This is a genomic window from Kitasatospora sp. NBC_01302, assembly GCF_035976515.1.
Lineage (GTDB): Bacteria > Actinomycetota > Actinomycetes > Streptomycetales > Streptomycetaceae > Kitasatospora.
In genome coordinates, this window is sequence record NZ_CP108404.1 from 6,847,944 (window position 1) to 6,866,625 (window position 18,682).

The following is an 18,682-nucleotide window of genomic DNA, read 5'->3' on the forward strand; positions in this document are numbered from 1 at the left end:
GTAGCAGGATCATCCGCATGATCACCACCTACGAGGAGCTCCCCGGCCTGCTGGGCCGGATGACCGGAGCCGAGAAGCACGGCCCGGCGGCCACCTCCACCCTGGACGCGCTCTGGGTGCTGTACGAGCGGGTGCTGCGCATCGACCCCGAGCGGGCGGACGACCCGGCGCGGGACCGGTTCCTGCTCTCCAAGGGCCACGGCCCGATGGCGTACTACGCGGTGCTGGCCGCCAAGGGCTTCCTGCCCGCCGAGTGGCTGGATGGCTTCGGCGGCTACCACTCGCCGCTGGGCCACCACCCGGACCGGCTGCTGGTCCCGGGCGTCGAGATCGGCTCCGGCTCGCTCGGCCACGGCCTGCCGCTCGCGGTGGGCACCGCGCTGGGCCTGCGGGCGCAGGGGCTGACCGATCCGGCGGTCTGGACGCTGATCGGGGACGCCGAGTTCGACGAGGGCAGCAACCACGAGGCACTGGCCTACGCCGGGGCGGTCGGGCTGGAGCGGCTGCACGCCATCGTGATCGACAACACCTCGGCCACCCACGGCTGGCAGGGCGGGATCGCCTCCCGCTTCGCGGCGGCCGGCTGGTCGGCGGTGACCGTGGACGGCCACGACCACGAGGCGCTGTACCAGGCGTACACCACCGAGCACCCGGGCCGGCCGCACGCCGTGATCGCCCGGGTCGAGCCCAAGAACTAGTCACCACCGACGGGGAGAAGAACGATGGACACCATGCGCGAGCGCTTCGCCACCGTGGCGAGCGACCTGCTCGACCAGGACCCCCGCACCGCCCTGGTGCTCGCCGACATCGGCGCGGCCCAGCTCACCGGGGCCGCCGCCGCCCACCCCGACCGGGTGCTCAACGTGGGCATCCGCGAGCAGTTGCTGATCGGGGTGACCGCGGGCCTGGCGCTGACCGGGATGCGCCCGATCGCCCACACCTTCGCCAGCTTCCTGGTCGAACGGCCCTTCGAGCAGGTCAAGCTGGACCTCGGCCACCAGGGGGTGGGCGCGGTGCTGGTCAGCGCGCTGGGCTCGTACGACTGGCCGGCCGGCGGGCGCACCCACATGGCGCCGGGCGACGTGGCGCTGCTCGACACGCTGCCCGACTGGACGGTGCACGTGCCGGGGCACCCCGACGAGACCGAGACGCTGCTGCGGCACGCGGTGGCCGACGGCGAGCGCAACGTCTACGTGCGGCTCTCCGCGCACCAGAACGCCGAGGCCAGGCCGGTGGTGCCGGGCCGGTTCCTGACCCTGCGCCGGGGCGCGGCCGCCACCGTGGTGGCGGTGGGCCCGATGCTGGACGCGGTGCTGGCCGCCACCGAGGGGCTGGACGTCACCGTCCTCTACGCCACCTCGGTGCGGCCCTTCGACGCCGCCGCGCTGCGCGCCGCGGGCCCCACCGACGTGGTGCTGGTCGAGCCCTACCTCGCCGGGACCTCCGGCGGCGAGGTGAACCGGGCGCTGGCCGACCTGCCGCACCGGGTGCTCGGCCTCGGCGTGCCGCGCGAGGAGCACCGGCACTACGGGAGCATCGAGGAGCACCTGGCGGCCTACGGCCTCACCGCGCCCGGACTGCGGCAGCGGATCGTCAGCTTCCTGCCACGCGGGTGATGGCGCAGGAGCGCGGCCCCAGGCGGCCGGCGCCCAGCTCGCCCCAGTGGGCGACCACCTCGCCCGCCGGCGGCTCGCCCGGCTTGTCGCCGAAGTTCACCGCGATCCTGAACGGGCCACGGTGCACGGTCAGTTGCCCCTGTGCCTCGTCGAACTCCACCGCGACCGCGGTCAGGTCAGGGTCCACCAGCTGCGGGTTCTCGCGCCGCAGCCGGATCAACCGCCGGTACCAGGCGAGCAGTTCGGCGTGCTGTCCGGCGCGCGGCTCGGTCCAGTCCAGGGTGGAGCGCAGCACGGTGGCGGGCTCCTGCGGATCGGGCACCTGCTCGGCCGCCCAGCCGTAGGCGGCGAACTCCCGCCGCCGGCCCTGGCGCACCGCCTCCGCGAGCTGCGGATCGGTGTGGTCGGTGAAGTACTGCCAGGGGGTCGCGGCTCCCCACTCCTCGCCCATGAAGAGCATCGGGGTGAACGGCGAGGTGAGCACCAGTGGTGCGGTCAGGGCGAGTTGGCCGGCGCTCAGCCGGTCACCCTGGGCGCGGTTGCCGATCTGGTCGTGGGTCTGCGCGTAGCCGAGCAGCCGGTGCCCGCCGCCCGCCGCGGGGAAGGGGCGGCCGTGGTGGCGGCCGCGGAAGGAGGACCAGGTGCCGTCGTGGAACCAGCCGCGGGTCAGCGTCCGGGCCAGCGCCGCCAGCGGGGCCCGGCCGAAGTCGGCGTAGTAGCCCTGGGTCTCGCCGGTCGCCGCGGCGTGCAGCGCGTGGTGGAAGTCGTCGCTCCACTGGGCGTCCAGCCCGTAGCCGCCCGCCTGCCGGGGATCGGTCACCCGCGGGTTGTTCAGGTCGGACTCGCCGATCAGGAACAGCGGGCGCCGCTCGGCTGCGGCCAGCGCCCGTACGGCGGTGGTCAGTTCCTCCAGGAAGTGCACCGCGCGGTCGTCCACCAACGCGTGCACCGCGTCCAGCCGCAGGCCGTCGATCCGGTAGTCGCGCAGCCAGGCCAGCGCGCTGCCGATCAGGTAGGCGCGCACCTCGTCCGAGCCGGGCGCGTCCAGGTTGACCGCCGCGCCCCAGGGCGTCTGGTGCCGCTCGGTGAAGTACGGACCGTAGGCGGGCAGGTGGTTGCCGGAGGGGCCGAGGTGGTTGTGCACCACGTCCAGGATCACGCCCAGGCCCTTGCGGTGCGCGGCGTCCACGAAGCGCTTGAGGCCCTCCGGGCCGCCGTAGGGCTCGTGCACCGCCCAGGGCGCCACCCCGTCGTAGCCCCAGCCGTGCCGGCCGGGGAACGGGCAGACCGGCAGCAACTGCACGAAGTCCACGCCCAGTTCGACCAGGTGGTCGAGCTTCTGCTCGGCGCCGGCGAAGGTGCCGGCCGGGGTGAAGGTGCCGACGTGCAGCTCGTAGACGACCGCGCCGGGCAGCGCCCGCCCGTGCCAGTCGCTCTGCGACCAGCGGAAGTCCGCGTGGTCGACCAGCCGGCTCGGGCCGTCGGGGCCGTGCGGCTGGCGGGCCGAGCGCGGGTCGGGCAGGGCGGGCCCGCCGTCGAGTGCGAAGCCGTAGTCCTGCCCGGCTGCTGCCTCGCCGCGCCACCAGCCGCCCGGCTCGGCGGCCAGCGGGCTGCGCACACCGTCCACCTCCACCTCGACCCGCCCGGCCGCCGGAGCCCAGACCTGGTACCTCACGATGCCTCCTTGGTCAGTAGCGCGACGGTGTCCACGGTGCCGGTGAACGGCCGGCCGGTCAGCAGGTCCCGCCAGCGTCCGGCCAGTTCGAGGGTCGCGCCTTCGCCGCGCCCGGCCAGCGCGTACGGCAGCCGGGTGGCGGCCACCGTCAGGTTCGGCCCGCGCTGGTAGGCGATCAGGTGCTCGCCCGCCGCCAGCGGGCGGTAGCGGCCCAGCGGGCGGCTCAGGTGCAGGGCGGTGCGGGTCAGGTGCAGCTTGCGGCGCGCGAAGTCGCCGAGTGCGGCGTCCGGGAGGGTGAAGTCGACCGGGGCGCGGTTGTCGGGGTCGACCAGGGTGTACAGCGGGCGCTCGGAGCCCTGGTAGAGGTCGGGCACGCCCGGCATGGTGAGGTGCAGCAGCGCGGCCGACAGGCTGTTGCTGCGCGCGTACGGCTCCAGGAAGGCGACGAACGCCTCGATCCGCGCGGTGAGTTCGGGAATGCTCAGGACGGTCTCGGCGTACTGGGCGAGGGCGGCTTCGTAGTCGGCGTCCTGGGCGGTCCAGCTGGTGGTCAGCTTGGCCTCGCGGACCGACTTGAGCAGCACCGAGCGCAGCCGCTCCACGTCGATCGGCCAGGCGGCCACCAGGGTCTGCCAGAGCAGCCACTCGGCGTTGCGGTCGGCCAGCCCGCCGGCCAGCGCCGACCACGCGCGGCACTCGGCCGTCCACTGCTCGGGCAGCTCGGCCAGCACGGCGAGCCGGGCCCGGGCGTCCGCGCTGCGCTTGGTGTCGTGGGTGGACAGCGTGGTCATGGTCAGCGGCCAGTGGCGCTGGATGTCCTCGCACCAGCGGTGGAAGTCGGCCGGTTCGACGCCCGGGTGGCCGGGGTCGCCACCGACCTCGTTCAGCGAGAGCAGCGGGTACCAGCGGTAGAAGGCGGTGTCCTCCACGCCCTTGGCCGCCACCGCCGAGGCGGTCTGGGCGAACCGGGTGCGGAACTCGTCCTTCAGCGGGCCCGAGCCCAGGTGGCCCTGGGTCAGCAGCTCGACGAACTCCTTGGTGGACTGCGGCGTGGTGACGGTCCGTTCGGCCTGGGAGAGGTAGGGCCGGTAGACCGTGTAGTGGGTGAACAGGTCACAGAGCGCGGCCCGCACCGCGAGCGGGGCGTGGTCGGCCAGCGCCGGTTCGGCCGCGCCGATCTGCTCGGCCAGCCGGACCAGGCGGTTCATCTCGGCGGCCAGTTCGCCGCTCGGGCCGGTCATCTCGGCACGGCCGATCCGGGCCTGCTCGGCGGCCGAGGAGTCGAGGCCGGTGTACTCGGCGTACAGCCCGGTCAGCCGGTGCACCCCGGGCCCGTCGGTGAGCACGCCGTCGATGTGCCGCAGTGCGTCGTAGCCGGTGGTGCCCGCGCAGGGCCAGTCGCCGGGCAGCCGTTCGTGTCCGGTGAGGATCTTCTCCACCACCGTGTAGGCGCAGCCGCTGGTCTCGGCCAGCCGGCGCAGGTAGGCGCGCGGGTCGGCCAGGCCGTCCGGGTGGTCGACCCGGAAGCCGTCCAGCACCCCCTCCTCGCGCAGCCGCAGCAGCACCCCGTGGGTGGCCCGGAACACCTCCGGGTCCTCCACCCGCAGTGCGATCAGCTCGTTGATGCTGAAGAACCGGCGGTAGTTGAGCTCGGTGCCGGCCAGTCGCCACCAGGCCAGCCGGTAGTGCTGGCGGGAGAGCAGCTGGGCCAGTGGCAGGTGCTCGGTGCCCGGGCGCAGCGGGAAGACGTGGTCGTAGTAGCGCAGCGTGTCCTGATCCACCTTCAGCTGGTCGAGCACCGCGCCCAGCCGGTCGCCCAGCACCGGCAGCAGGATCCGGCCGCCGTGCGCCGCCCAGTCGATGTCGAACCAGTGCGCGTAGGCCGACTCGGGCCCGTCCCGCAGCACGTGCCAGAGCGGGGTGTTGAGGCGCTCGGGGACCGGCAGCGCCATGTGGTTGGGGACCACGTCGGCGATCAGCCGCAGCCCGTGCTCGTGGGCCGCGGCGGCGAGGGCGCGCAGGGCGCCCTCGCCGCCGAGCTGTTCGCTGATCCGGGTGTGGTCGACCGTGTCGTACCCGTGGGTGGAGCCGGGTGTCGCCTCCAGCAGGGGCGACAGGTGCAGGTGGGAGATGCCGAGCCCGGCCAGGTACGGCAGGGCCGCGGCGGCGTCCGCGAGCGTGAACGAGGGCTGCAGCTGGAGCCGGTAGCTCGCTGTAGGGGGTGTGATCACACCCCATGCCTACCCGGTCGCCCGGGGCCGCACGACCCGCTTGCGGCACCCGGGCGACCGCGTTTCTCAGGCGGACCGCTGAAGCACCAGCAAGGAGCGGTCGGCGAGCCAGAGCCCGTCGCCCTCCTTCACCCGAAGTCCGGCCCCCGGGGTCGGGAGTGTCGCGAGGGTGGTGTCGACCACGACCTGCCACTGCTCGCCGTGCTCCCGGGGGACGGTGAACTGCAGCGACTCGTGGTGCGCGTTGAACATCAGCAGGAACGAGTCGTCGGTGATCCGCCCGCCGCGCCGGTCCGGCTCGGAGATCGCCGCGCCGTTGAGGAAGACCGTCAGCGACTTGGCGTAGCTGGCGCTCCAGTCCTGCTCGGTCATCTCCTCGCCGCCGGGGGTGAACCAGGCGATGTCGGTCAGGTCGTCGTGGGCGGCGGCCACCGGTCGGCCCCGGAAGAACCGCCGGCGGCGGAAGACCGGGTGGTTGCGGCGCAGCCAGACCATGCCCTGGGTGAACTCCAGCAGGTCGCCGTCGCCGGGCCAGTCGACCCAGGACAGCTCGGAGTCCTGGCAGTAGGCGTTGTTGTTGCCCAGCTGGCTGCGGCCGAGCTCGTCGCCGTGCGAGAGCATCGGCACGCCCTGGGAGAGCAGCAGGGTGGCGATGAAGTTGCGCTGCTGGCGGCCGCGCAGCTGGAGCACCTGCGGGTCGGTGGTCGGGCCCTCCGCGCCGCAGTTCCAGGAGCGGTTGAAGGACTCGCCGTCCCGGTTGTGCTCGCCGTTGGCCTCGTTGTGCTTCTCGTTGTACGAGACCAGGTCGCGCAGCGTGAAGCCGTCGTGGCAGGTGATGAAGTTGATCGAGGCGATCGGGCGCCGCCCGTCGTGCTGGTAGAGGTCGGAGGAACCGGTCAGCCGGGAGCCGAACTCGGCCAGCGTGGCGTTCTCGCCGCGCCACAGGTCGCGCACGGTGTCCCGGTACATGCCGTTCCACTCGGTCCACAGCGGCGGGAAGTTGCCCACCTGGTAGCCGCCCTCGCCGACGTCCCAGGGCTCGGCGATCAGTTTGGTCTGCGAGACCACCGGGTCCTGCTGGACCAGGTCGAAGAACGAGGAGAGCCGGTCGACCTCGTGGAACTGCCGGGCCAGGGTGGCCGCGAGGTCGAACCGGAAGCCGTCCACGTGCATCTCGGTGACCCAGTAGCGCAGCGAGTCCATGATCAGCTGGAGCACGTGCGGGCTGCGCATCAGCAGGCTGTTGCCGGTGCCGGTGGTGTCCATGTAGTTCCGGCGGTCGGTGGCCAGCCGGTAGTACGAGGCGTTGTCCAGGCCGCGCATCGAGAGGGTGGGGCCCAGGTGGTTGCCCTCGGCGGTGTGGTTGTAGACCACGTCCAGGATCACCTCGATCCCGGCCGCGTGCAGCGCCTTGACCATCGACTTGAACTCCTGCACCTGCTGGCCGCGGTCGCCCACCGAGGAGTAGGAGCCGTGCGGGGCGAAGAAGCCGATGGTGTTGTAACCCCAGTAGTTGGACAGTCCGATGTCACGCAGTCGGTGGTCGCGCACGAACTGGTGCACCGGCATCAGCTCGATCGCCGTGATGCCGAGCTTGGCCAGGTGCTCGATCAGCGCGGGGTGGGCGAGCGCGGCGTAGGTGCCGCGGATCTCCTCGGGGATGCCCGGGTGCAGCTGGGTGAGGCCCTTGACGTGCGCCTCGTAGATCACCGACCGGTGGTAGTCGGTGCGCGGGGGGCGGTCGTTGCCCCAGTCGAAGTACGGGTTGATCACCACCGAGTGCATGGTGTGCGGGCCCGAGTCGAGGTCGTTGCGGCGCTCGGGCGCGCCGAAGTGGTACCCGTAGACCGACTCGTCCCAGTCGATCGTGCCGCTCATCGCCTTGGCGTACGGGTCGAGCAGCAGCTTGGCGCCGTTGTGCCGTTGGCCGCGCGCGGGCTCGTACGGTCCGTGGACCCGGAAGCCGTACCGCTGGCCGGGCTGGATGCCGGGCAGGTAGGCGTGCCGGACGAACGCGTCGGTCTCGCGCAGCTCGATGGTGGTCTCGGTGTCGTCCGGGCCGAGCAGGCACAGCTCGATCCGGTCCGCGCTCTCGGAGAACACCGCGAAGTTGGTGCCCACCCCGTCGTAGGTGGCACCCAGGGGGTACGGTTGCCCCGGCCAGACCTGCATAAGCCTCAACTTCCCTGATGTCAAGGGGATCTGATGCTCCCTCGGGACGTTGGCGCACCGCTGGGTGCGGTATGCCCCGTGGCGCGCGTCACATGTCTGTGCGCCGCTCAGCGTGACGCACGGCACACTGCCGATCGACGCACTGTCATGGCCATCGTTGCCGCTCCCGTGCTGTTCTGACGCTCTTTCGGCTTCCTTTCGCCCGAACGGGTGTCCGGCGCACTCGTATCAGATGTTCGGGACGGTCCGGCCAGTGGTGCGCGTTCGAGTTGCGGATGGGCAACGGGCTGCCTGGCGGGGCGCCCTGGCAGTACCCTTGATCGTCACAGGGCCGGGTGCCGAGAGTTGAGGTAATCAGATGGTCTATCCCGCCGACGAATGGCCCGAAGGGTCCAGCGGGGCGGCGGGTACCGGGGTCCGGGCAGAGGCGCCGACCGCGGTGCTGGGCTCCCCCGGCGGCGGCCGCCTGAGCCCCGCTCAGCCCGGTACCGAGGCGATCGAGCCGGCCTGGGACGGCGAGCGGTGGCAGCACGCCTACCAGCGGGTCCGGCTGACCGGGCGGGCCTACGTCTGGCTCAATCTCGTCGAGCAGCGGCTGCGCGCCCTGCTGGACGACCTGCTGCGCCCCGTCTACGAGCCCGCCCACGGCGTGGACTGGGTGACCGCCGCGGCCGGCCCGGCCGGCGAGGAGTGGGTGCGCCGGGCCTCCGCCGTGCGCGAGGTCAGCCGGCGCAAGGGTTACCTGCTCGACCCGGTCGACGACGACCCGCTGGTCTTCCTGACCCTGCCCCAGCTGCGCGAGCTGATGGTGCAGCACTGGCCGTGCTTCGAGCCGTACCTGGACGACCGCCGGGAGATCGAGCTGACCCTGGACGAGCTGGAGGTCGCCCGGCACGTGGTCTCGCGCAACCGCAGCCTCACCCCCACCGTGCTGGCCCAGACCGAGCGGGCCGCGGCCCGGGTGCTCGGCCTGCTGGACGGGCGGCCCGCCGCCGGGGCCGGGCTGCCCTCCGACGTCATCGAGGAGCTGGTGGCCGGCCGCTACGCCGACGTCGCCGCGGTGCACGCCGACCGGATCCTGCTCCAGCGCGACCTGCCGGTGGAGGACCTGCTGGAGGGCGCCCGTCGGCTGGACGCGCTCGGCATCGCGCTGGGCATGCTCTGCCAGAACTTCACCGGCAAGCGGCTGGCCAGGCTGGCCGCCGAGGGCTGCCGGATCCGGCTGCTCTTCCTCAACCCGGCCAGCAGCGCGGTGCGCCGGCGGGAGCGGGAACTGGGGCTGGGCCGAGGTGAGTTGTCCCGCTCGATCGAGACCAACATCATGCACGTGCGCCGGGTCCGGGCCCGGCTGCGCGACCAGGGCGCCTTCGAGATCCGGGTCTTCGACGAGACGCCCCGGTTCACCGCCTACCTGGTGGAGGGCGCCCGCCCGCCCGGGGTGCGGCGGCGCGGCGGCGACCTCGGCGTGGTCCAGCCCTACCTGCGCCGGGCCCGCGGGATCGAGTCGCCGGCCCTGGTGCTGCGGGCGGCCCAGCCCGGTGCGGAGGAGGGCGAGCCCGGGCTGCTGGAGGTCTACCGGGAGGAGTTCGAGGGGGTCTGGACCGACTCACGCCCGGTCAGCTGAGGCGGGCTCGGACCGGCGCATTCCCGGCGTGTCGCCTTGACCGCCCCCCGGGCATCGACGTTCTCATCCTCTCTGGCTAAGGTATGCCTAAGCTAAGCGGGCCGTGCTTAGCGGCGCTGCCATGCCTAGGAGAGTTCACCACCCATGTGGGACGACGCGTTTCCAAGCTTTCTGATCGGGCTCAGAGAGGGTCTCGAGGCCGGCCTGATCGTCTCGATCCTGGTCGCCACCCTGGTCCGCTCGGGCCAGAAGGCCCGGTTGCCCCAGGTGTGGACCGGTGTGCTGGCCGCCATCGCGCTCGCCCTCAGCTTCGGCGCGGTGCTCACCTTCACCGCCGCCAACCTCTCCGGCAGCGCGCAGGAAGCTTTCGGCGGCACCCTGAGCCTGATCGCGGTGGCCTTCGTCACCGCGATGGTGTTCTGGATGCGGCGCTCGGCCCGCAACCTCTCCTCGGAGATCCGCGAGAAGGTCGCCTCCGCGCTCACCATGGGCGGCGGCGTGCTGGTGCTGACCAGCTTCCTGGCCGTCGGCCGGGAGGGCCTGGAGACCTCGCTCTTCCTGTGGACCACCGCGCGCTCCGCCGGTGAGGCCACCGGGCCCGCGATCGGCGCCGGGATCGGCCTGGTGCTGGCCGCCGGACTCTGCTGGGGCCTGTACCGCCGGGTGCTGAAGATCAACCTGACGAAGTTCTTCACCTGCACCGGCGTGGTGCTGATCGTCATCGCGGCCGGCGTGCTCAGCTACGGGCTGCGCGACCTGCAGGAGGGCGGCGTGCTGCCCGGCTCGACCGCGTACGCCTTCGACCTGAGCGGCTCGCTGGACGGCGGGTCCTGGTACGCGACGCTGATGCAGGGCGTGTTCAACATCACCGTCACGATGACCTGGCTGCAGGTGGCCGCGTACGTGCTCTACCTCGCGCTGGTGATGACGCTCTTCGTGCGCGGCGTGCGGGCGAGTGCGCCCAAGCCGGCGGTGGCCGCTGCTGAGAAGGCTGCGGAGCCGGCGACGGAGAAGGCTGCGGAGTCGGTGACGGAGAAGGCTGCGGAGGCCGAGCCGTCGAGCGCGCCCGAGCCGCGGCCCGCCGGCTCCCGCAACCGCTGGCTGCTCCCCGCCGCCCTGGTGGCCGTCCCGGCCGTGGTGGCCGGGGTGGTGATCGCGGCCAGCGACGGCAAGCCCGCCGCCGCCGGCACCGTCACCGTCTCGGACGCCAAGAGCGACTGCGGCAAGGGCTTCAGCACCCCGCAGCCCGGCCAGCAGACCTTCCAGATGCACAACGCCGGCAGCAAGACCTCCGAGGTCTACCTGGTCAACCCGGCCACCAACGCCGTCTACGGCGAGATCGAGGGCCTGGCCCCGGGCACCACCCGCCCGCTGACCGCCACCATCGGCAGCGGCGACCTCGCCTGGCGCTGCGTGCCCAGCAGCGGCGACCCGGTCACCTCGGCCACCTTCCACGTCAGCGGCGGACAGAGCGTCAACGCCGTGCTGCCGGTCTCCGAGGACGACCTCAAGGGCCCGCTCGACCAGTACAAGTCCTACGTGAACGCGGGCCTGGCCACGCTGCTGACCCAGACCCAGAAGCTCCAGGCCGACCTGCACGCGGGCGACCTGGACGCCGCCAAGGCCGACTGGCTCACCGCGCACCTGCAGTACTCCTCGCTGGGCGCCGCCTACGGCACCTTCGCCGACTTCGACAAGAAGATCAACGGCCGGGCCGACGGCCTGCCGGACGGCGTCGCCGACAAGGACTTCGCCGGCTTCCACCGCCTGGAGTACGGCCTGTGGCACGGCCAGAGCGCCAGCGACCTCGCCCCGGTCGCCGACCAGCTGGTCACCGACGTGGACGGCCTCGGCAAGGCGTTCCCGACCCAGGACTTCGACCCCACCGACCTGCCGCTGCGCACCCACGAGATCCTGGAGAACACCCTCCAGTTCGAGCTGACGGCCGACACCGACGAGGGCAGCGGCACCAACCTGGCCACCGCCCAGGCCAACCTGGCCGGCACCCAGGAGCTGCTGAACGTCCTGACGCCGCTGATCCAGCAGCGCAGCCCGCAGCTGCTCGGCACCGTCAACGCCGACCTGAAGCGGTTCGGCGACCTGCTGGCCGGCGCCCGCCACCAGGACGGCAGCTGGACCCCGGTCGAGCAGCTCGACCCCTCGGTCCGCACGCAGCTCAACGGCGCCACCGGCCAGCTGCTCGAAGACCTCGCCCCCATTCCCGACCTTCTTGAGATCAGGAAGTCCGCCTGATGACCAGCCAGCCCAGAACCGGCTCCTGCCCCTTCCCGCACGAGGCGCTCGCCGCCGCCGAGGCCGCCCGGGCCGATGCGGCCGGCTGCCCGGCCGCCCCCGCGCGCCGCAGCTTCCTGGGCGCGGCGCTCGGCGTCGGCGCGGCCGGTGCCGCGCTGGCCGGCGGAGCGCTCGCGCTGGGTGGCGCCGGGCGGGCACAGGCCGCCGACGCCACGGGTGCCAACGCGCTGGTGCCCTTCCACGGCGAGCACCAGGCCGGCGTGCTGACCGCGCAGCAGACCGCCGCGATGTTCCTCTCCTTCGACGTCATCGCCCCCGACCGCAAGGCGCTGGAAGACCTCTTCCACACCCTCACCGACCGGATCAGGTTCCTCACCGCCGGCGGCACCCCGCCCGACCTGGGCGTCGGCGCGCCGCCCTCCGACAACGGCATCCTGGGCCCGACGGTGCCCAGTGACGGCCTGTCGGTGACGGTCGGGGTCGGCTCCTCGCTCTTCGACGGCCGCTACGGCCTGGGCAAGGTCAAGCCGGTCAAGCTGAACCCGATGAAGACCTTCCCGAACGACAACCTGCAGGCGGCCGAGCTGCACGGCGACCTGTCGCTGCAGATCTGCGCCAACAGCCAGGACACCGTGCTGCACGCGCTGCGCGACATCGCCAAGCACACCCGCGGTGCGATGCAGATCAAGTGGCGGATCGACGGGTTCCAGAACGCCCCGCGTCCGGCCGGCGCGCAGCGCAACCTGCTCGGCTTCAAGGACGGCATCGCCAACCCCGACGTCACCTCGGGGCGCGAGATGGACAAGCTCGTCTGGGTCAAGGACGGCGGCGGCGAACCGGCCTGGGCCACCGGCGGCAGCTACCAGGTGATCCGCATCATCCGGATGCTGGTCGAGTTCTGGGACCGGGTCTCGCTCTCCGAGCAGGAGAAGATGTTCGGCCGCCGCAAGGACACCGGCGCTCCGCTGGACGGGGCCAAGGAGACCGACATCCCCGACTACGCCAGGGACCCGCAGGGCAACGCGATCCCGGTGGACGCCCACATCCGGCTGGCCAACCCGCGCACCGACCAGACGGACGACTCGCGCATCCTGCGCCGCGGCTACAACTACGACCGCGGCGTCGACAAGGTCGGCAACCTGGACATGGGCCTGGCGTTCTGCTGCTACCAGCAGGACGTGGTGCGCCAGTTCGAGGCGACCCAGACCCGGCTGATCGACGAGCCACTGGTGGACTACATCTCGCCGACCGGCGGTGGCTACTTCTTCGTGCTGCCGGGCGTGCGGGACACCAACGACTGGCTCGGCCGCGCGATGTTCGCCGCGGCCTGAGATCCCCTGAGACCCCTTGGGAGTCTCTGCGACACCCGCCCGCCCACGGCCCCGCAGGCCGTGGGCGGGCGGCGTTGTCACAGGCGGCGGCCATGATGGGGGACGTCAGAGGACACCCCGACGGAAGGCGCTGCTGATGGGTGAGCTGGGCAATGCGGCGAGACCTGCCGCTGGGGCGGTGCGCACGGCCGCGCGGGTGCGGTGGTGGCAGGGCCCGCTGATCGGGTTCGACCTGGAGACCACCGGCACCGAGCCGGCCGAGTCACGGATCGTCACCGCCGCGCTGGTGGAGACGGTCGGCGGCGTGCCGGTGCGCACCACGCGCTGGCTGCTCGACCCCGGGGTACCGATACCCGAGCAGGCCCGGGCGATCCACGGGATCAGCGACGAACAGGCCCGCACCCGGGGCCGCCCCGCGGGCGCCGCGGTGGAGGAGATCGCCGCCGCGCTCTGCGAGCGGCTGGCGCAGGGCACCCCGGTGGTGGCGTTCAACGCCCCCTTCGACCTCTCGCTGCTCGACGCCGAGCTGCGCCGCCACGGCCGGGTGGGCCTGGCCGGGCGGCTGGCCGGGCGACTGGTCGCGCCGGTGCTGGACGCGCTGGTGATCGACCGCGCGGTGGACCGCTACCGCAAGGGCTCGCGCGGTCTGCAACGGGTCTGCGAGGTCTACGGGGTGGAGCTGCTGGACGCCCACGACGCCGCCAGCGACGCACTCGCGGCGGTCCGGGTGGCCGTCGCGCTGGGCGAGCGCTACCCGGCGCAGGTGGGGGAGTTGACCCTGGCCGCGCTGCACGAGCAGCAGGTGCACTGGTACCGGGAGTGGGCCGAGGGCCTGCAGGCCTGGCTGCGCAAGGGCAAGGACCCGCAGGCCGTGGTCGACGCCCGTTGGCCGATCCGGTGAGCTGAGCCGACCTGGGCCGACCTGGGCCGACTCGGCGTCAGGCGGCAGGGAAGTCGAAGGTGTAGCCCTGCTGCACCAGCCAGGGGAGCAACTGCTGGAGGGCGGCCACGGTCTGGCTGCGGTCGCCGCCGCCGTCGTGCATCAGGATGATGCCGCCGGGGTGCAGCTCCTTCTTGACGTTGGCGATGATCGCCGGGACGCCGGGCTTGGACCAGTCGCGGGTGTCGACCGTCCAGCCGAGCGGGCGCAGGCCGTCCTGGACGGCTATCTGGCGGTTGTCGGCGCTGAAGTCGCCGCCCGGCGCGCGGAACCAGCTGACCTGGGTGCCCGGACCGCCGGCCGCGGTGATCATGTCCTTGGCCGCGTCGATCTCGTAGACCTGCTTGTCGTGCGAGAGCGTGTGCATCGGCTGCGGGTGGTGCACGGTGTGGTCGCACAGGCGGTGGCCGCCGGCCAGGATCTGCTTGACCAGGGCGGGGTTGGCGGTGGCCTGCGGGCCGATCTCGCAGAAGGTCGCCTTGGCGTGGTACTGGGCGAGCAGCGCCAGGACCTGGCCGGTGGCCTTGCCGGGGCCGTCGTCGAAGGTGAGCGCGACGGTCCGGCCGCCGGTGGCGGTCGCGTAGGAGATCGAGGAACCGGGCGCGTCCTTCGCGGGCACCGGTGCGCCCGCGGTGGTCGCCGGGGCCGGCGAGGCGGGGGTGCTCGCGGCCGCGCTCGGCGTCCGGCCCGCTGCCGCGCCCGGCGTCGTGGTCGGGCTCACGGTTACGCCCGGCGTCGTGCTCGCCGCCCTGCTCGGTGTCGGGGTCGGTGTCGCTGCCGCGCCCGGCGTCGTGGTCGGGCTCGCTGCCGTGGTCGGGCTCGTGCTCGCCACCACGGTCGGGGCCGCGCCCGCGCTCGTGCTCGGGGCGGCGGTCAGCGTCACGCTCGGACGTGCCCGGTCCGCCGACGTGGTCGCGCCCGATGAACTCCCGCACGCGCAGGCGAGCGCGAGGGTGAGGATCGCGGCGCAGCCGCCGGCGGCGCGGCGGAGCAGGGTGCGGTGGGTGCCGGGAACGGGCATGCGGCAACTCCTGACGTGGACCAGCCGCCCCCGGGTGGTCGCGGCTGTTCCCTACGACGATGGCCGCCGATCAGGCAGTTCCGAAATGATGAAAGCATCTTGAGACAAATCTCACCGGAGCCTGGGAGTCCGTTTCAGTGGTCCGCGGGCGCCCCGCTCCGGCTCGGGTCCTCCTGCGGCTCGGGCCCCGGCCCGGCTCAGAACGCGAACCAGCGCACCGCCGCGTCCCCCTCCCGCAGCGAGGCCACCCGGCGCCGGAACTCCGCCAGCGCCGCCGCACTGCCCGGCACCTGCTGCGCCACCCACGCCGCGCCGGCCGTCTCCCGGGCCCCGCGCAGCACCGCGCAGCCGTCCCAGTCCCGCACGTCCCAGCCGTAGGCGCGGGTGAAGGCGAGGTACTCCTGCTCCGGCACGCCGTACCGGTCGCAGCTGAGCGCCAGCGTCACCAGGTCGTGCTCGCGCAGGTCGTCGCAGACGTACTCCAGGTCCAGCAGCACCGGCCCGTGCGGGCCGACGTGGACATTGCGCGGCAGCGCGTCGCCGTGGATCACCCCGGGCGGCAGCGCCGGGCTCAGCGTCTCGAGGGCGGCGGCCAGCTCGGTGCGGCGCTCCAGCAGGAACGCGGCGTCGTCCGGGTCGAGATGGCCCTCGGCGGTGCGCAGCCAGTGCTCGACGGGGGCCAACAGGTCCCGGCGCGGCAGCGGTTCGCCCGGCGGCGCCAGCCCGGCGGACCCGGGCAGTTCGTGCAGCGCGCGCAGCAGCGGCGCGAGGTCGGCGGTGCCCGCCGGGCGAACCGCCGGGGCCAACTGCTGCCAGAAGGTGACCGGGTGCCCGTCGGCGGTCACCACCGCCTCGCGCTGGGCCGGCACCAGGGAGTCGGCGGGCCGCACCACCGGGATGCCCGCGTCGTCCAGCCCGCGGGCGACGGCCAGTTCGCGCGCCGCCCGGGCCCGCAGCGCGGGCTCCCGGCCCACCTTGGCCACCAGCGCCAGGTCGTCGAGCCCGAAGACGGCGTTCTCCCCCAGGGCCAGCAGCTGCCCGGTCCCACCCGGGATGCCCGCGGCGGCGCGGGCCCGGGCGAGCAGTGCGCGGGCCCGGGCTTCGGTGAAGGGGGACGACGAGAGGGAGACCATGGCCGAAACCTACCGGTCGACCCCGGGGGCGGAGGTCGACCGGCAGGCCACCGGCAGCAGGTCGGGGCTCAGACCACGACCCGTCGGTGCCGCGGGCCCTCCGCCACCGCGGCCGGCACCGGAGCCGCCGGCTCGCTGTGCGACAGGTCCGGCAGCCAGGACAGCCAGCGCGGCAGGTACCAGTTGCGCTCGCCGAGCAGGCTCATCACCGAGGGCAGCAGCACGCCGCGGATCACCGTCGCGTCCACCAGCACCGCGACCGCCAGGCCCACGCCCATCTGCTTCATCGACTGCATCGACAGGGTTCCGAAGACCGCGAAGACCGCGACCATGATGATCGCCGCGCTGCTGACCACCCCGGCCGTCGAGCGGATGCCGTGCGAGACCGCGGCCCGGGTGGGCAGGCCCCGGTCGTGCGCCTCCTTGATCCGGGAGACCACGAAGACGTGGTAGTCCATGCTCAGTCCGAAGAGGATCACGAAGAGGAAGAGCGGCACCCAGGACTCCACCGCGCCCACCCCGGCCGTGCCGAGCAGCGAGGCGCCCACGCCGTGCTGGAAGACCAGGGTCAGCACCCCGTACGCGGCGCCCACCGAGAGCAGGTTGAGCAGCACCGCGGTGATCGCGATCCCCAGCGAGCGGAACGAGGCGAGCATCAGCAGGAAGGCGAAGAGCACCACGAAGGCGAAGACCGGGAGCATGCTGCCGGTCATCTGCCGGTTGAAGTCGTAGGAGCCGGCGGTCTGTCCGGCCACCGGAGCCTGGGTGCCGGGGACCTTGAGCAGCGTGTCCGGCACCACGTCCTGGCGCAGCGTCCGCAGTGCGGCGGTGCTGGTCGCGTCGTTGCCGCTGCCGTTGAGCGGAACGTCGATGGTGGCGACGTTCTGTGCGGCGTACCGGGTGATCTCGATCGGGCCGTGCATCCGGCCGGTGGCCAGCGCCCGGGTCTGGAAGTCGGCCAGCGCCTGCGTCATCGCGGGGGAGGACAGGTCGGCGGCCTTGACCACCACGGTGGCCGGCGCGGGGCTGCCGGGGAAGGCGGCCTCGATCTGCTCGGAGGTGCGCACCAGCGCGTTGCCCTGGGGCAGCATCTGCTGGAAGGTGAGGTTGGCGGTGTGCATGGTCAGCAGCGGGGCCGCCAGTGCGAGCAGCAGGCCGCCGGCCAGGACGGCCGCCACCAGCGGGAAGCGCAGCACCGGGGTCAGCACGGCGTTCCAGATCCGGCTGCCGCCGCTCGGGTCTGTGGCCCCCCGGCGGCGCAGCAGCGGCACCCGGCCCTTCTCGACCCGGTCGCCGAGCATCGACAGCAGCGCGGGCAGCACGGTGAGCGAGCCGAGCACGGCGGTGACCACCACCACGATGGTCGCGTAGGACATCGCCTGGAAGTCGGCGATCCCGGTGAGGAACATCCCGGCCATCGCGACCACCACGGTGACCCCGGAGACCAGCACCGCCCGGCCCGAGGTGGCGGCGGCCACCGCCAGCGCATCGGCCGCGCTGCGCCCGGCGGCCCGCTCCTCGCGTTCGCGGCGCAGGTAGAAGAGGCAGTAGTCGACCCCGACGGCCAGGCCCACCAGCAGCATCACCGAGCCGGCGTCGTCGCTGGTGTGCAGGAAGGAACTGCTCAGCGCGACCAGCCCACCGGCCGCGACGAACGCGGTGAGCGCCAGCCCCACCGGCAGCACGGCGGCGACCACCGCGCCGAAGGCGATCAGCAGGATGCCCAGCGCGAGCGGCACGGCCGTCCACTCGGCGCGGGCGAAGTCGTGGCCGAACTGGTCGGCGAACCACTTGTTCGAGCTCGCGTCGCCGAACTCCGCGACGGTGAAGGAGCGGTCGCCGCGCTGGATCGCGGCCACCGCGTCGAGCGGCGCGGTCACGTTCACGGTGGCCTGGTCGCTGTCGCCGACCACGGTGAACCGGACCAGCGCGGAGTGCCGGTCGGCGGAGATCGCCTTGCTGTCGTAGGGCGAGCGCAGGTCGGTGGTCCGGCCGGTGGCCTCGACGGCGGCGACCACCTGGCCGACCTCGGCCCGGAAGGCCGGGTCGTCGGCGGTCAGCGTGGCGCTCTGCACCAGGACGCTCTCGCCGGACGGGGGCTTGAGCCCCGCCTGGTCCAGGATCCGGGCGGCCTGGGCCACCTGTCCCGGCATGGACTCGGCATCGGTCACCTTGTGGCTGCCCGCCGCGCCGCCCAGGTAGGCGGCCAGGACGACGAAGAGCAGCCAGCCGAAGACGGCGGTCCTGCGGTGGCGGGCGCTCCAGGCGCCCATGGCGGCGGCGAAGCCGGTTCTGGGACGGGCTGCGGGCATGGCCGGGACGGGTGTGGCTGGCACGGGTGGACTCCCCCTGGGACGCGGCGGTGCGGCCCGCCGGCGTGACGGCCCGGGGCTGCTCCCGGGCTCACAACTGACCCTAGGGACGGGCGCGTTGCCGGAGAATGCGGCCAGCGGGCCCGGTGACCCTGGGAGTGGCCTCAGGGTCGGGGGTGGGGTTTACCCCACCATGCCCTCCGACCTGGGTACGGGCGGAAGTCCACCCTGAGGGGGAGGGATCTCCACCCGGGGGACGAGGTACGGGCGGGGGGTGACCCGTCAGGATGGTGCGGGGCCGTTGGAAGGCCCCGAGGGGGTACTCAGCCGAGGCTGTCGGTCCACGGGGGGCTGCTAACCGGCCGGCTAGTAAG

13 protein-coding genes are annotated in these 18,682 nt (G+C 73.2%); 7 read left to right on the plus strand and 6 right to left on the minus strand.

The window, feature by feature from the left end:
* Window positions 1-17: 17 nt before the first annotated feature.
* Window positions 18-698 (plus strand): transketolase, encoded by a 681-nt coding sequence (locus tag OG294_RS30095; RefSeq protein ID WP_327069690.1) that lies wholly within the window; start codon window positions 18-20, stop codon window positions 696-698.
* Window positions 699-722: 24 nt separating this feature from the next.
* The gene (locus OG294_RS30100; protein ID WP_327069691.1) at window positions 723-1,616 is read left to right on the plus strand and encodes a transketolase family protein; all 894 of its coding nucleotides are present in this window, start codon (window positions 723-725) and stop codon (window positions 1,614-1,616) included.
* Here OG294_RS30100 and treZ read toward each other — a convergent pair.
* The 3 genes from treZ to glgX all read right to left on the minus strand — a co-directional run bounded on the left by treZ (window position 1,594) and on the right by glgX (window position 7,694).
* A complete protein-coding gene (gene treZ / locus OG294_RS30105; RefSeq protein WP_327069692.1) occupies window positions 1,594-3,291 on the minus strand; it encodes a malto-oligosyltrehalose trehalohydrolase in 1,698 nt (565 codons plus the stop codon). The genes OG294_RS30100 and treZ overlap by 23 nt on opposite strands.
* Entirely contained in the window at window positions 3,288-5,522 is a 2,235-nt protein-coding gene (gene treY, locus OG294_RS30110; protein WP_327069693.1) for a malto-oligosyltrehalose synthase, read from the minus strand. The genes treZ and treY overlap by 4 nt, the downstream gene beginning before the upstream one ends.
* A gap of 66 nt (window positions 5,523-5,588) precedes the next feature.
* A complete protein-coding gene (gene glgX, locus OG294_RS30115) occupies window positions 5,589-7,694 on the minus strand; it encodes a glycogen debranching protein GlgX (protein ID WP_327069694.1) in 2,106 nt (701 codons plus the stop codon).
* 358 nt (window positions 7,695-8,052) lie between these two features.
* On the opposite strand from glgX, the gene OG294_RS30120 reads away from it, so the two are divergent.
* The 4 genes from OG294_RS30120 to OG294_RS30135 all read left to right on the plus strand — a co-directional run bounded on the left by OG294_RS30120 (window position 8,053) and on the right by OG294_RS30135 (window position 13,803).
* Entirely contained in the window at window positions 8,053-9,318 is a 1,266-nt protein-coding gene (locus OG294_RS30120) for an SAV2148 family HEPN domain-containing protein (protein WP_327069695.1), read from the plus strand.
* A gap of 144 nt (window positions 9,319-9,462) precedes the next feature.
* Window positions 9,463-11,571 (plus strand): iron uptake transporter permease EfeU, encoded by a 2,109-nt coding sequence (gene efeU, locus OG294_RS30125; protein ID WP_327069696.1) that lies wholly within the window; start codon window positions 9,463-9,465, stop codon window positions 11,569-11,571.
* The gene (gene efeB / locus OG294_RS30130) at window positions 11,571-12,902 is read left to right on the plus strand and encodes an iron uptake transporter deferrochelatase/peroxidase subunit (protein ID WP_327069697.1); all 1,332 of its coding nucleotides are present in this window, start codon (window positions 11,571-11,573) and stop codon (window positions 12,900-12,902) included. Before efeU ends, efeB begins: the two co-directional genes overlap by 1 nt.
* 178 nt (window positions 12,903-13,080) lie before the next feature.
* On the plus strand, window positions 13,081-13,803 hold the full coding sequence (locus tag OG294_RS30135; protein WP_327069698.1) for an exonuclease domain-containing protein: 723 nt from the start codon (window positions 13,081-13,083) through the stop codon (window positions 13,801-13,803).
* A 37-nt stretch (window positions 13,804-13,840) separates the two neighbouring features.
* On the opposite strand, the gene OG294_RS30140 is transcribed toward OG294_RS30135, so the two are convergent.
* Window positions 13,841-14,563, minus strand: coding sequence for a polysaccharide deacetylase family protein (locus OG294_RS30140; RefSeq protein ID WP_327069699.1), 723 nt, complete (start codon window positions 14,561-14,563; stop codon window positions 13,841-13,843).
* 16 nt (window positions 14,564-14,579) lie between these two features.
* Here OG294_RS30140 and OG294_RS30145 point away from each other — a divergent pair, with 16 nt between their 5' ends.
* The gene (locus OG294_RS30145) at window positions 14,580-14,966 is read left to right on the plus strand and encodes a hypothetical protein (RefSeq protein ID WP_327069700.1); all 387 of its coding nucleotides are present in this window, start codon (window positions 14,580-14,582) and stop codon (window positions 14,964-14,966) included.
* Window positions 14,967-15,060: 94 nt separating this feature from the next.
* On the opposite strand, the gene OG294_RS30150 is transcribed toward OG294_RS30145, so the two are convergent.
* Window positions 15,061-15,996: a phosphotransferase enzyme family protein gene (locus OG294_RS30150; protein ID WP_327069701.1), complete on the minus strand. Its 936-nt coding sequence runs from the start codon at window positions 15,994-15,996 to the stop codon at window positions 15,061-15,063.
* 68 nt (window positions 15,997-16,064) lie between these two features.
* A complete protein-coding gene (locus tag OG294_RS30155; protein WP_327071722.1) occupies window positions 16,065-18,308 on the minus strand; it encodes an MMPL family transporter in 2,244 nt (747 codons plus the stop codon).
* Between the last annotated feature and the right edge of the window lie 374 nt (window positions 18,309-18,682).